Genomic DNA, 13,485 nt, shown 5'->3' on the forward strand with positions numbered 1-13,485 from the left:
GCTGTCGCTCTGCCGTGCAGGGACGGCGCGCCGGGCCGGGACGACCACGGCTCGGGTGCCGGCAGCCCGCCCCGGTCATGCGATGAGGTGGTCCACAAGGCATAGGCTGCCTGGCATGGCTCTTCTGCACAAGGCGACGATCGTCCCCTCCAAGCTCGAGCTGATCGCCGGCTGGCTGCCCGGCCGGCCCTGGGGCGCCGACGGGACGGTGGAGCGGGTCGCGGCGGCCCGGTTCGACGACCCGGCCGGGCAGGTCGGCATCGAGACGATGATCATCCGGGTGGGGGCGGGCCCGCTGCTGCACGTGCCGCTCACCTACCGGGGCGCGCCGCTGCCCGGCGCCGAGCGGTTCCTGATCGGCACCGCCGAGCACTCCGTTCTCGGTGCCCGCTGGGTCTACGACGCGGTCGGCGATCCGGTCTACGTGGCCCAGCTCGCCGAGACGATCCGGGCCGCCGGCCGGGAGGCGCCCGAGGAGGTGGACGACGGCGGCGTGCGCGTCCCCCGTGACCCCGACCTGGCGTTGCGCGGCTCCGGCGCCGACACGCCGGCCTTCGGCGACGTCGTCGAGGTCTCCGGTGACGATCCGGTGGTCCTCCGGTCCGCCGCCGGTGAGCTGACCGTGGCGCGGCGGCTCGGCACGGGCCTGCCCGGCGCCACGCTGACCGGCGCCTGGGACGGCGACGGCGCCCCGGCGGTCCTCGCCGCGCTCACCCCCCGGTGATCGGCGAAACCGTCTCGGCGAGCGGTTCGCCGCCGGGTTCCCGGTGCTTTCCGGGGTACGCGGGATGCCGCTCACCGGTTCGGTGGTGTGCGACAGCCCCGACAACCAGCTGGACCACCGAGGTCAGCCCGGCGGGCGCGGCAGGGCCGTGACCCGGCAACGGCTCGCGTGGCGCGGGCGGGGCGGCCACGATTGGGCGGGGCGGCGAACGCCGTACCGCCGGATGGGGTTGCCGGAGCACGGCAGGCGGAAGCGGCGGCAGCCGGGCGAGTGGCCGATCAGCCGGCCAGGGCGTCGACGGCCTTGCGCGCGGCGATCAGGATCGGGTCCCAGACGGGGGCGTAGGGCGGGGCGTAACCGAGGTCGAGGGCGGTCATCTCGGTGACGGTCATCCGGTTCCAGACGGCGACGGCGAAGGCGTCGATGCGTTTGGCGGCTTCGGCGCGGCCGACGATCTGGGCGCCGAGGAGCATGCCGGTGTCGCGTTCGGCGAGCACCTTGACCGTCATCGGCACCGCCCCGGGGAAGTAGCCGGCCCGGTTGGTGGACTCGATGGTGGCGGTGACGTAGCGGAACCCGGCGGTGTCGGCCTCCCGGGACGACAGGCCGGTCCGGGCCACCTCCAGGTCGCAGATCTTGGTGATGGCGGTGCCGATGACGCCGGGGAACGTCGCGTAGCCGCCGCCGATGTTGATGCCCGCCACCCGGCCCTGCTTGTTGGCGTGGGTGCCGAGCGGCACGTGCGCGGGCCGCCCGCTGATCCGGTGGAAGACCTGGGTGCAGTCGCCGGCCGCCCAGATCCCGTCGGTGACCTGTTGCCGCAGGTCGGTGACGAGCCCGCCGGCCGGCCCGACCGGAAGGCCGGCGGACGAGGCCATGGCGGTGTCGGGGCGCACGCCGAGGCCGAGGACGACGACGTCGGCGGGGATCGTCCCGTCGTCGGTGACCACGGCCCGGACCCGGCCGCCACCGGTCTCCAGCGCGTTCACCGTCACCCCGGTGCGCAGGTCGATGCCGAGCCCGCGCACCGCTTCGGCCACGAGCGCGCCCATGTCGGGGTCGATGGTGGACATCGGCTGCGGGGCCTTCTCCACCAGCGTGACCCGCAGTCCGCGGCGGACCAGGGCCTCGGCCATCTCGACGCCGATGTAGCCGCCGCCGATGACGACCGCGGTCTCCCGGCCGGGCGCCAGCCACTCCCGCAGGGCGGCTCCGTCACCGAGCGTCTGCACGCCGAAGACGCCGCGGGCGGGTGTGTCGGCCCACGGCGGACGGATCGGGGTGGCGCCGGTGGCGTAGACGAGCTGGTCGAAGCCCTCGTCGAAGGTGCGGTCCCCGGCCCGCACGGTGACGGTGCGTTTGTCCAGGTCGATGCCGGTGACCTCGTGTCCGGTGCGGACCTCGATCCGGTCCCGGCGGAACGTCTCGGGGTCCCGGGCGATCAGCGCCTCCGGGCCGTCGACGAGATCGCCGACCCAGTACGGGATGCCGCACGCGGAATACGATGTGTAGTCACCCCGTTCGAAGGCGAGGATCTCCAGTTCGTCCGGCCCGCGGCGGCGACGGGCCTGGGACGCGGCGGACATGCCTGCCGCGTCGCCGCCGATGACGATGAGTCGCACGCCACCCATTCTGCCTCCTGTTGCCGGCGGATTTCTGCGAAGTCACGGGCGACTGTTGCCCGGCGCATCAGCCGGGATCTATGGTGGGCGTCACCGTATCCCTGAACCGTCGTCGCATTTATCCGATCGCCCGTCGAAGCGCTTCGACCGATTCTCAGAAATCGGATATCAGCGCGGACGGGTTATCAGCCGTGCCTTTTAAAAGGAGACCGTCATGCGTTTCCGACGCGGCCTGACCGCGCTCGCCGCCGCTCTGCTGGTCGTGCCACTGGCGCCGGGAGCGGCGCACGCCGACCCCGCCTACCCGTTCCGTGATCCGTCACTGCCGCTCCAGGCCCGCGTCGACGACCTGGTCGGCCGGCTCACCCTGGACGAGAAGATCTCCCTGCTGCACCAGTACCAGCCGGCCGTCCCGCGACTCGGCATCGGACTGTTCAAGACCGGCACCGAGGCCCTGCACGGGGTCGCCTGGTCCAACGACCACCGCAACAACTCCGCCAAGGTCGACGCCACGGCCACGGTGTTCCCGCAGGCCGTCGGCCTGGCCAGCACGTGGGACCCGGCACTGATCACCCGCGTCGGCGAGGCGGTCGGCGACGAGCTGCGCGGCTTCCACGCGCAGGACCCGGAGATCTGGGGCCTCAACACCTGGGCGCCGGTGGTCAACCTGCTGCGCGACCCGCGCTGGGGCCGCAACGAGGAGGGCTACTCGGAGGATCCGCTGCTCTCCGGCGCGATCGCGACCGCCTACGGCCAGGGCTTGCAGGGCGACGACCCGGACCATCTGAAAGTCGCGCCCACGCTCAAGCACTACGCCGCCTACAACAACGAGACGTCGCGTGACCGCACCTCGTCGAACGTGCCGCAGCGGGTGCTCAACGAATACGACCGCAAGCCGTTCGAGATCGCGCTGAAGAACGGTGCGGTCACCGGTGTGATGGCTTCCTACAACCTGATCAACGGCCGGCCGGCGACCGTCGACCCGGACCTCGGCACGCTGCTGCGCGACTGGAGCGACGAGCGCCTGTTCAACGTCAGCGACGCCTGGGCGCCGACCAACCTGACCGGCTCGCAGGCCTACTTCGTCACCCAGGCCGAGGCGAACGCGGCCACCATCAAGGCCGGCCTGGACAGCTTCACCGTCAACGACACCGACGCCGTGCCCACGGTCACCGCGATCAAGGAGGCGCTCGAGCGGGGCCTGCTCGCCGAGTCCGACATCGACGCCTCGGTCGGCAACGCGCTGAGCATCCGTTTCCGGCTCGGTGAGTTCGACCCGGACGGCGGTCCCTACGCGGACATCACCCCGTCGGTGATCGACAGCCCGGCGCACCGCGCGCTCGCCCGGGAGACCGCCGCCGACGCATCGGTGCTGCTCAAGAACAACGGCATCCTGCCGCTCACGCCGGGCGGCTCGGTCGCGGTGGTCGGTCCGACGGCCGACAAGCTCTACAGCGACTGGTACGGGGGCCGGCTCCCGTACCGCGTCAGCGTCCTCGACGGCATCACCGAGCGGGCGTCCGCCGTGTCCACGAGCGCCGGCGCCGACCGCATCGCGCTGAAGGACGCCGCCACCGGCCGGTACGTCGCCGCACTGGACGGCGGCGTGATCGGCACCGCCGCCGAGCCCGGCCCGGCCGCCCAGTTCGACACCGTGGACTGGGGCGACGGCGTGTCCACTCTGCGCAGCGTGGCCAACGGCAAGCTGGTCTCCTACAACTGGGGCCCGTTCGCCGCGAACGCCGACGAGCCCTCCGGCTGGTTCGTGCAGCAGCAGTTCAAGGTGGAGGAGCAGCCGGACGGCACGGTCGTGCTGCACTACGCCGGCTACGAGACGCAGGAGCCCTGGTTCCCGAAGGAGCACTACGTCACGGTCGGCGCCGACGGCAACCTGACCCTGGGTTCGGCCACCGCGGCGGGCGCCGCCAGGTTCACCCGCGAGCTGCTGGTCGACGGGGTGGCCGAGGCCGCCGCGAGCGCGAGGAAGGCGCGGACCGCGGTGGTCGTGGTCGGCACCGACCCGTTCGTGGCCGGCCGTGAGGTGCACGACCGGGTCTCCACCGCCCTGGGCGCGCGTCAGGAGGAGCTGATCAGGGCGGTCCGGGCGGCGAACCCGCGGACCGTGGTGGTGCTGCAGAGCAGCTATCCGCAGACGATCAACTGGGCGCAGCAGCACGTGCCCGGCATCCTGTGGACGACGCACGCCGGGGCGGAGACCGGGCACGCGGTCGCCGACGTGCTCTACGGCGACGTGAACCCGGCCGGGCGGCTCACCCAGACCTGGTACCGGTCCGACGATCAGCTGCCCGGCGACCTGTTCCAGTACGACATCGCCGCCACGAACCAGACGTACCTGTACAGCGAGGCCAAGCCGCTCTACGCGTTCGGGCACGGGCTGTCGTACACCACGTTCCGGTACGGCGTGCCGGCCGTTCGCGACGGCAGGGTCAGCGTGACCGTCACCAACGCCGGAAAGCGGGCCGGTGACGAGGTGGTCCAGCTCTACACCCACCAGCGCAGCTCCCGTGACGAGACCGCGAACAAGCAGCTCCGGGGCTTCCAGCGGATCTCGCTCGCCCCGGGGCAGTCGAAGGTCGTCACCTTCGACGTGAAACCGTCCGACCTGGCCCGCTGGGACCAGACCCGGCAGCGCTGGGTGGTCGAGACCTCGGTGCACGACGTGCTGCTCGGCGCGTCGTCGAGCGACATCCGGCAGCGGGCCACCCTCGCCGTCAAGGGCGAGACCATTCCGGCCCGCGACCTGTCCGTTCCGACAAGAGCGGAGACCTTCGACGCGTACGCCGGGGTCAAGCTTCTCGACGAGAGCAAGGCGAGCGGCACCGTGGTCGGCGCGCAGGGGGCCGGTGACTGGATCGCGTTCGAGGACGCCGCGCTGCGTGGCGGCACCACGTTCACCGCTCGCGCCTCCGGTTCCGGGACGGTCGAGGTGCGCCTCGGCTCGCCGAAGGGCCGTCTGCTCGGCACGGCGGCGCTGCCCGGCACCGGCGACGTCTACCGGTACGCGACCGTGACGGCCACGCTGGCCCGCTTCTCCGGCCGGCAGGACGTCTACCTGGTGCCCAGCCCCGGCCTGCGGCTGGCCACGTTCAGCATCACGTGACGGCCGGCGGGGGTGTACCCGCCCGGGTGCACCCCCGCTGATCTCCTAGGATCGACGGAAGGGGAAGGCCGTGGCGACTTGGGGAGGCGCAGTGCCGACGATCAACGACGTCGCCAAGGCGGCCGGGGTCTCGCCCAGCACGGTGTCGTACGTGCTGAGCGGCCGCCGCCCGATCTCGGCGGAGACCCGCGCCCGGGTGCAGGCCGCGATCGCCGAGCTCGGTTTCCACCCGCATGCCGGGGCCCGTGCCCTGGCGAGCAGCAAGACCAACGTGATCGCCCTGGTGGCGCCGCTGCGGGTGGACGTGAACGTGCCGGTCATCATGCAGTTCGCGACCGCCGTGGTGACGGCGGCGCGGTCGTTCAATCACGACGTGCTGCTGCTGACCAAGGACGAGGGCACCGCCGGGCTGGAACGCGTCGCCCACAGCACCATGGTCGACGCGTTGATACTGATGGACCTGGAACGAGACGATCTGCGTATCCCGGCGCTGCGCAAGCTCAAGCAGCCGTCGGTGCTGATCGGCCTGCCCGCCGACCACACCGGCATCGCCTGCGTGGACCTGGACTTCGCGGCCGCCGCCCGGGTGGCGCTCACGCATCTGGCCGTGCACGGGCACCGCAGGATCGGCCTGGTCGGCCCGTCCCCGGCGGTGTACAGGCGGCAGACGACGTACGCCGACCGGTTCCTGACCGGCTTCCTGGAGACCTCGGTCGATCTGGGCCTGCAGACGGTGACCCACCCGTGCGAGCCGGGCGCCGAGGGCGTGCGCTCCTGCATGGCCGACCTGGATGCCGAGTTGGCCGGGCTGACCGCCCTGGTGGTGCACAATGAGGAGGCGCTGCGGCCGCTGCTCGACCTCCTGCACGCCACCGGCCGGCGTGTGCCGGAGGACGTCTCCGTCGTCGCGGTCTGCCCGCGTGACGTGGCGACGGCGATGCCGGTGCACCTGACCTCGATCGACATTCCGGCCCATGACGTCGGCACGCTCGCGGTGGAGACCGTGATCCGGCTGCTGGACGGTCGCCGCGTGGAGTACACCCGCCTGCTCGCGCCGAGTCTGGTCGAGCGGGAAAGCTGCCGCGAAATCTCGTCGTCACACCGTTGACACGAATGGCGCTCGTTCCCTAGCGTCTGCTCAGAGCCCATCGTCGAAGCGCTTCGACGAATTTTCGCTTCCCTGACCAGTCCCCCTGGGAGGACGGCTATGTTCCGATCACGATCCGGCCTTGCCGCCGGTGCTCTGTTGCTGGCAGCTTCCCTCGGTCTCGCCGCGTGCGGTGGAGACGAGGGTTCGTCCGAGGAGGGCGCCGACGCGAAGGTCCTGACCCTCTGGCACTACGAGGCGCCGGAGAGCGCCATGGGCGTCGCCTGGAACAAATCCATCGAGTTGTTCAAGGCGAGCCACCCCGGCGTCGAGGTGAAGTTCGAGGAGAAGGGCTTCGAGCAGATCCAGCAGAACGCCCAGATGATCCTCAACTCGGACAGTGCGCCCGACCTGATGGAGTACAACAAGGGCAACGCGACCGCCGGCCTGCTCTCCAAGCAGGGTCTGCTCACCGACATCTCGGACGAGTTCGGCAAGCGCGGCTGGGACAAGAAGCTCAGCGCCAGCCTGCAGACCACCGCGAAGTACGACGAAGACGGCATCATGGGCACCGGCAAGGTCTACGGCGTGCCCAACTACGGCGAGTTCGTCACCGTCTACTACAACAAGAAGATGTTCGACCAGTACAAGCTGGCCGTTCCCACCACGCTCGACGAGTTCACCAAGGTGATGGACACCTTCGTGGCGAACAAGGTGACCCCGCTCGCCGTCGGCGGCGCGGAGTACCCCGCGCAGCAGATCTTCTACGAGCTGGCGCTGGCGAAGTCCGACCGGGCCTTCGTCGACGACTACCAGCTGTACAAGAACAAGGTCGACTTCAAGGGCCCGCAGCTGACCTACGGCGCGCAGACGTTCGCCGACTGGGTGTCGAAGGGCTACATCGGCAAGGACTCGGCCGGCATCAAGGCCGAGGACATGGGCGTCTCCTTCACCCAGGGCAAGTTCCCGATCCTGATCTCCGGCTCCTGGTGGTACGGCCGCTTCGCCAGCGACATCAAGGACTTCGAGTGGGGCACCTTCCTCTTCCCGGGTAACACCCTGCACCCGGGCTCCAGCGGCAACCTGTGGGTCGTGCCGGAGAAGAGCAAGGCCAAGACGCTGGCGTACGACTTCATCGACATCACCATGTCGCCCGAGGTCCAGGCGCTGCTCGGCAACAGCGGCGGCGTCCCGGTCGCGGCCGACCCCGCGCAGATCACCGACCCGAAGAACAAGGAACTCGTCGAGACCTTCAACAAGATCTCGACCAGCGACGGCCTCGCCTTCTACCCGGACTGGCCGGCTCCCGGCTACTACGACGTGCTCGTCGCCGGTGTGCAGGGCCTGATCAACGGCTCGAAGACCCCGGACGCCTTCCTCGACGAGATCGCCAAGCCGTACAACGAGAACCTGGCCGACCTCGGCAAGTGAAGCGAGTGACCTCGCGTTGAGCGCGGCGTGGGCGGCTGGCACCGCCCACGCCGCGGAAAGGGGCCCGGCATGGCCGGACGTGTAACAAAGAACCGCGGGTACGCGGTCTATCTGATTCCCGGTGTGCTGGCCTCGCTGGGCGTGATCGTCGTACCGCTGGTGATGACGGTCTACTACAGCTTCACCAAATGGACGGGCGTCGGCGACCCCCGGTGGGTCGGCCTGGAGAACTACACCCGGCTCTTCGAGGACAGCCTGTTCTGGCAGTCGTTCGGCAACATCGGGCTGCTGGTCATCGCGATGGCGGTGGTGCCGACCCTGCTCGGGCTGGTGCTGGCCGCCGTCCTGTTCGACTACGTGGCCAAGCACTTCGGCGACCGGTGGGCCGGGCTGTTCCGCTCCGGCTACTACCTGCCGCAGGTGCTGCCGGTCGCGGTCACCGGCATCGTCTGGAGCTGGATCCTGCATCCCAGCTACGGCGCGCTCAACCAGATCCTGAACACCGTGGGTCTCGAGGGCCTGGCCAAGAACTGGCTCGGCGACGAGAACTACGCGCTGTACAGCGTGATGGGGGTGATGATCTGGTTCCAGCTGGGCTACCCGATCGTCATGTTCATGTCCGGGCTCTCCCGGATCGACCCGTCGCTCTACGAGGCCGCGGACCTGGACGGCGCGACCTGGTGGCAGCGATTCCGCAAGATCACCGTGCACATGATCCGGCCCGAGTTCTACGTCGTGCTGGTCACCACCACGATCGCGGCGCTCAAGATCTTCGCGCAGGTGTTCGTGCTCACCAAGGGCGGGCCGGCCAACAGCACCATGGTGCCGTCGTACTTCGCCTACGAGAACTACTTCGAGAAGGCCCGGGTCGGTTACGGCTCGGCGATCTCCACGGTGCTCACCGTGCTGATCGTGATTCTCGCCTTCCTGTTCCTGCGACTCCAGCACCGGTCGGAGGAGCTGCGATGACCGTTTTGAAGGAAGCCCCCGGCCAGGCCGTGACGACCGACGCGCCGGAGGCGGCGAAACACCGCAATCCGGTTCGATTCCTCGTCCTGGCCGGGCTGCTGGTGCTGCTCCTGCTGATGGTGGGGCCGATGCTGGCGGTCGCCGTCAACGCGTTCAAGAGCCCGGCCGACTACGCCGCCAACGGGCCGCTGTCCATCCCGGCGGAGCTGTACTGGGACGGCATCGTCGACTTCTGGAACCGGGTGGACTTCGGCCAGAAGCTCTGGAACAGCTTCGTCACCGCGCTGGCCGTGTCGGTGCTCGGCGTCGTGCTGTCGATCCTCAACGCGTACGCCCTGGGCATCGGCCGGGTGAAGGGCCGGGTCTGGTTCCTGGTGTTCTTCCTGGTCGCCAACCTGCTGCCGCAGGAGGTGCTGGTCTACCCGCTGTACTACATCTCCAAGGAGGCCGGCCTCTACGACAGCCTGATCGCGATCGTCATCATCTTCACGGTCATCCAGAGCGCCTTCGGCACCTACCTGCTCACCTCGGTCTACTCCGAATTCCCCAGGGAACTGCTGGACGCCGCCGCCGTCGACGGCGCCGGGAAGTGGCGGACCCTGTGGCGGGTGGTGGTCCCGGTCAGCGGGCCGACCCTCGCGGTGCTGTTCACCTTCTTCTTCATCTGGACCTGGAACGAGTTCTTCCTGCCGCTGGTCTTCCTGGTATCCAACGACAACCAGACCGTCCCGGTGGCCCTCGGCGTGCTCCAGGGCGACCGGATGATGGACGCCACCACGACCAGCGCCTCGGCCCTGATCGGCATCGTCCCGGCGATCCTCTTCTTCCTGATCTTCCAGCGGACCCTCACGCGCGGCATCGCCGCCGGCGCCATCAAGTGATCCCCAGTAAAGGACTTTCATGAAGTTCACCGACGGCTATTGGCGCAAACGTGGCGGCCTCACCGTGCTGCACCCCGCTCACCTCCAGGACACGGCACCCGGCCCGGACTCGCTGACCGTCTGGGCGGCGACCCGGCCGATCCACCACCGCGGTGACACGCTCAACTCCGGCCTCCTCACCGTCGAGTGCACGGCCCCCGCTCCCGACGTCATCCGGGTGACGGTGTCGCACTTCCAGGGAGAGCGTTCCCGAACCCCGAATTTCGTCATTGACGATGCTCCGGTGGACGTCACCGTGGACCGGCTCTCACTCACCTCGGGCGCCCTGACCGCACGGTTCAACGACGGCGACAACTGGGGGCTCGACTTCCTCGCCGACGGCCGGCGGCTCACCGGCAGCGGCTGGAAGGGCATGGGCGCCGTCACCGGCCCCGACGGCGACTACATCCACGAGCAGCTCGACCTCGGCGTCGGCCACGTCGTCTACGGCCTGGGCGAACGGTTCGGCCCGCTGATCAAGAACGGCCAGACCGTCGACATCTGGAACGAGGACGGCGGCACCAGCAGCGAGCAGGCGTACAAGAACGTACCGTTCTACCTCACCAACGGCGGGTACGGCGTGCTCGTCGACCACCCCGGCAAGGTGTCCTTCGAGGTCGCCTCCGAGATGGTCACCCGCACCCAGTTCAGCGTCGCCGGGCAGCGCCTGTCCTACCTGGTCATCTACGGCCCCACCCCGGCCGACATCATCCGCAAGTACACCGCCCTGACCGGGCGGCCCGCGCTGCCGCCGGCCTGGTCCTTCGGCCTGTGGCTGACCACCTCGTTCACCACCGACTACGACGAGGAGACGGTCAACAAGTTCGTCGGCGGGATGGCCGACCGGGACCTGCCGCTGTCCGTCTTCCACTTCGACTGCTTCTGGATGCGCGAGTTCAACTGGTGCGACTTCGAGTGGGACCCGCGCGTCTTCCCCGACCCGCCGGGCATGCTCAAACGGCTCGCCGACCGGGGACTCAAGACGTGCCTGTGGATCAACCCGTACATCGCGCAGCGCTCGCCGATGTTCGCCGAAGGCGCCGCCAACGGCTACCTGGTCAAGCGCCCCAACGGCGACGTCTTCCAGTGGGACCTGTGGCAGGCCGGCATGGGCCTGGTCGACTTCACCAACCCCGCCGCCCGAGAGTGGTACGCCGGAAAGCTGCGCGCCCTGGTGGCCATGGGCGTCGACGCGTTCAAGTCGGACTTCGGCGAACGCGTGCCCACCGACGTGGTGTGGCACGACGGCTCCGACCCGGAGCGGATGCACAACTACTACACGCAGCTCTACAACGAGGTCGTCTTCGAGGTGCTGCGGGAGGCCAAGGGCGAGGGCGAGGCCGTCCTGTTCGCCCGCTCGGCCACCGTCGGCGGGCAGCAGTTCCCGGTCCACTGGGGTGGCGACAACTCCAGCACGTACGAGTCGATGGCGGAGAGCCTGCGCGGCGGCCTGTCGCTCATGTCGTCCGGTTTCGGCTTCTGGAGCCACGACATCGGCGGCTTCGAGGGCATGCCCGACCCGGCGGTGTTCAAGCGGTGGGTGGCGTTCGGGCTGCTGTCGTCGCACAGCCGGCTGCACGGCAGCTCCTCCTACCGGGTGCCGTGGCTGTTCGACGAGGAGTCGGTGGACGTGCTGCGGCACTTCACCCACCTCAAGTACCGGCTCATGCCGTACATCTTCGGCGCGGCCCGGGAGGCGCACCTGACCGGTCTGCCGGTGATGCGGCCCATGCCGGTCGCCTTCCCGGACGATCCGGCGGCCACCTACCTGGACCGGCAGTACATGCTCGGCGCCGACCTGCTGGTCGCGCCGGTCTTCTCGGCCGGGGGAGAGGTGTCCTACTACGTGCCCGAGGGCCGGTGGACCCGCTACGTCCCGTCGACCGGCAACGCCGACGTCGTCGAGGGCCCCCGCTGGGTGCGGGAGATCCACGGCTTCGACAGCGCGCCGCTGCTGGTCCGGCCGGGCGCCGTCATCCCGGTCGGCGCCCGCCACGACCGTCCCGACTACGACTACCGCGACGGTGTGACGCTGCGCCTGTTCGAGCCGGCCGAGGGCCGCACCGCGGTGGTGGTTCCCGGGCCGGCCGGCGCGGACACGGTGTTCACCGTGTCGCGCGAGGGATCCGCGGTGGTGGTGGGCCGGATGGGCGACGCCCTGCCGTGGCAGGTGCGGGTGGGCGACCGGGTCGTCTCGCTGAGCGCCGGCGAGGACAGCTGCACCCTCACCCTGGACTAGCGGTCCGGTGACCGGCCCCGCCCATCGGTGGGGCCGGTCACCCCGTGCCCGGCAACAGGTCGGCGAGATCCCCGAACGCGGTCCGGTGCGAGCTGATCACCTTCGCCAGGGCGCGCCGGAAAGCGGCCGTGTCGACGTCGTTGAACCGGCCGCCCTGCTGCTTCGCCTGTGCGGTCCGTTTCTCGGTGGCCGCGGTCCACAGCCGGATCTCCTCCTCCTGGGCGAGCCGTCCCGCCTCCAGGATCGCGTCGCGCATCGCGGCCGTCCGCTCCGACAGCCACGCCGCCCCGGTCAGCAGGACGTCGACACCGTACTGGTGCCGGGTCCAGGAGAAGTACGGCGCGTACGTGAGGTGCTGCTCGGTCGTGTAGAAGATGACACTGTTCTCGGCGCCGTCGACCACCTTCTGCCGCAGCGCCGGCCCGATGTCGTTGGTCGCCAGCGGCACCGCGGTCGCCCCCAGCGCGTTGATCATGTCGATGGAGAGGATGCTCTGCGGCACCCGGATCCGCAGGCCCTTGAGATCGGCCGGGGTGTGGATCACCCGTACCCGGTTGTAGAGGTTGCGGTCCCCGGCGTAGAAGAAGCCCAGCATGACGAGGCCGTGCTCGGCCAGGATCGCCGAGCAACGCCGGCCGAAGTCGCCGCGCAAGCTCTCCAGACACTGGTCGCGGCTGTCGAAGGCGTAGGGCAGGCTCGCCACCCCGAGCCGCTTGTCGTAGGCGGTGAGGTTGGCCAGCAGCGTCTTGCAGAAGGCCAGTTTCCCGGTGCGCAGCATCTCCGCCATGCGCTGCTCGTCGCCCAGTTCGCCGCCGGGTTTCACGGTCACCCGGCACCGGCCCTCGGTCAGCTCGGACAGCCGGGCGGCGAAGAACTCCTCGGCGGCGACCATCGGGCTCGTACGCTGAACCGACTCGCCGAGCAGGACGTCCAGCGACTCGGCCTTCTCCGCCGGGGACCGGTCGCAGCCGGCCGCCAGCCCGGCGCCGACCGCGCACACCGATGTCATCACATCCCGGCGATTCACCGGAGGTCCGCCAGGATGCCCCGTCCTTCAGGGCGGGCAGGAATGGCGGATCCGTCAGGAGCGGCCCGGCGCAGCCGGGACGGTCTGCGGACGCGGTCCGGAAGCAAGCCCGCGTACACTTGACTCATGACATCCTCTCGGTAAGCTGTCGATATGCGTACGGCGTACAAGTGTCGGGCCTACCCGACCCCCGGCACTGGACGTGCCCCGCCTGCCGCACCCGACACGACCGGGACGTCAACGCGGCCACGAACATCCTTGCGGCTGGACGAGCCGTAGCCGGGCACAACCCCGGCGAAGCCTGTGGAGCTGATATGAGACAGCAAGGGTCCTCCCTTCTGCGGT

The 13,485-nt window shown here is 69.9% G+C and carries 10 protein-coding genes; 8 read left to right on the forward strand and 2 right to left on the reverse strand.

Annotated features, from left to right (window positions below):
• The first annotated feature begins 115 nt into the window (after positions 1 to 115).
• Positions 116 to 724, forward strand: coding sequence for a hypothetical protein (locus AB0I88_RS35450; RefSeq protein ID WP_361035084.1), 609 nt, complete (start codon positions 116 to 118; stop codon positions 722 to 724).
• 278 nt (positions 725 to 1,002) lie between these two features.
• Here AB0I88_RS35450 and AB0I88_RS35455 read toward each other — a convergent pair whose 3' ends face one another.
• A complete protein-coding gene (locus AB0I88_RS35455; RefSeq protein ID WP_361035087.1) occupies positions 1,003 to 2,355 on the reverse strand; it encodes an FAD-dependent oxidoreductase in 1,353 nt (450 codons plus the stop codon).
• 205 nt (positions 2,356 to 2,560) lie between these two features.
• On the opposite strand from AB0I88_RS35455, the gene AB0I88_RS35460 reads away from it, so the two are divergent.
• The 6 genes from AB0I88_RS35460 (at position 2,561) to yicI (ending at position 12,113) form a co-directional block, all read left to right on the forward strand.
• Positions 2,561 to 5,467 carry a glycoside hydrolase family 3 C-terminal domain-containing protein gene (locus tag AB0I88_RS35460; RefSeq protein ID WP_361035090.1) on the forward strand — a complete coding sequence of 969 codons (2,907 nt, stop codon included), beginning with the start codon at positions 2,561 to 2,563 and terminating at the stop codon, positions 5,465 to 5,467.
• A 91-nt stretch (positions 5,468 to 5,558) separates the two neighbouring features.
• Positions 5,559 to 6,575, forward strand: coding sequence for a LacI family DNA-binding transcriptional regulator (locus AB0I88_RS35465; RefSeq protein WP_361035093.1), 1,017 nt, complete (start codon positions 5,559 to 5,561; stop codon positions 6,573 to 6,575).
• A gap of 99 nt (positions 6,576 to 6,674) precedes the next feature.
• Positions 6,675 to 7,985, forward strand: a complete 1,311-nt coding sequence (locus tag AB0I88_RS35470; protein WP_361035096.1) for an extracellular solute-binding protein — start codon at positions 6,675 to 6,677, stop codon at positions 7,983 to 7,985.
• A 69-nt stretch (positions 7,986 to 8,054) separates the two neighbouring features.
• Positions 8,055 to 8,954 carry a sugar ABC transporter permease gene (locus AB0I88_RS35475; RefSeq protein WP_361035099.1) on the forward strand — a complete coding sequence of 300 codons (900 nt, stop codon included), beginning with the start codon at positions 8,055 to 8,057 and terminating at the stop codon, positions 8,952 to 8,954.
• On the forward strand, positions 8,951 to 9,835 hold the full coding sequence (locus AB0I88_RS35480; RefSeq protein WP_361035102.1) for a carbohydrate ABC transporter permease: 885 nt from the start codon (positions 8,951 to 8,953) through the stop codon (positions 9,833 to 9,835). The genes AB0I88_RS35475 and AB0I88_RS35480 overlap by 4 nt, the downstream gene beginning before the upstream one ends.
• A 19-nt stretch (positions 9,836 to 9,854) precedes the next feature.
• Positions 9,855 to 12,113, forward strand: coding sequence for an alpha-xylosidase (yicI, locus tag AB0I88_RS35485; RefSeq protein WP_361035105.1), 2,259 nt, complete (start codon positions 9,855 to 9,857; stop codon positions 12,111 to 12,113).
• A gap of 37 nt (positions 12,114 to 12,150) precedes the next feature.
• Here yicI and dctP read toward each other — a convergent pair whose 3' ends face one another.
• A complete protein-coding gene (gene dctP, locus AB0I88_RS35490; RefSeq protein WP_361035108.1) occupies positions 12,151 to 13,140 on the reverse strand; it encodes a TRAP transporter substrate-binding protein DctP in 990 nt (329 codons plus the stop codon).
• Between dctP and AB0I88_RS35495 the strand changes: the two genes are divergently transcribed.
• A partial coding sequence (locus AB0I88_RS35495; protein ID WP_361035111.1) for a zinc ribbon domain-containing protein occupies positions 13,116 to 13,485 on the forward strand: 370 nt, incomplete at its 3' end. The two genes, dctP and AB0I88_RS35495, sit on opposite strands and share 25 nt — an antisense overlap.

It is taken from the genome of Actinoplanes sp. NPDC049802 (genome assembly GCF_040656595.1).
GTDB lineage: Bacteria > Actinomycetota > Actinomycetes > Mycobacteriales > Micromonosporaceae > Actinoplanes.

Bases quoted from the DNA above. Each gene is read 5' to 3' on its own strand.
- AB0I88_RS35450 (WP_361035084.1), top strand. From the start codon at position 116: ATGGCTCTTCTGCACAAGGCGACGATCGTCCCCTCCAAGCTCGAGCTG.
- AB0I88_RS35470 (WP_361035096.1), top strand. From the start codon at position 6,675: ATGTTCCGATCACGATCCGGCCTTGCCGCCGGTGCTCTGTTGCTGGCA.
- AB0I88_RS35455 (WP_361035087.1), bottom strand. From the start codon at position 2,355: ATGGGTGGCGTGCGACTCATCGTCATCGGCGGCGACGCGGCAGGCATG.
- AB0I88_RS35475 (WP_361035099.1), top strand. From the start codon at position 8,055: ATGGCCGGACGTGTAACAAAGAACCGCGGGTACGCGGTCTATCTGATT.
- AB0I88_RS35480 (WP_361035102.1), top strand. From the start codon at position 8,951: ATGACCGTTTTGAAGGAAGCCCCCGGCCAGGCCGTGACGACCGACGCG.
- yicI (WP_361035105.1), top strand. From the start codon at position 9,855: ATGAAGTTCACCGACGGCTATTGGCGCAAACGTGGCGGCCTCACCGTG.
- AB0I88_RS35460 (WP_361035090.1), top strand. From the start codon at position 2,561: ATGCGTTTCCGACGCGGCCTGACCGCGCTCGCCGCCGCTCTGCTGGTC.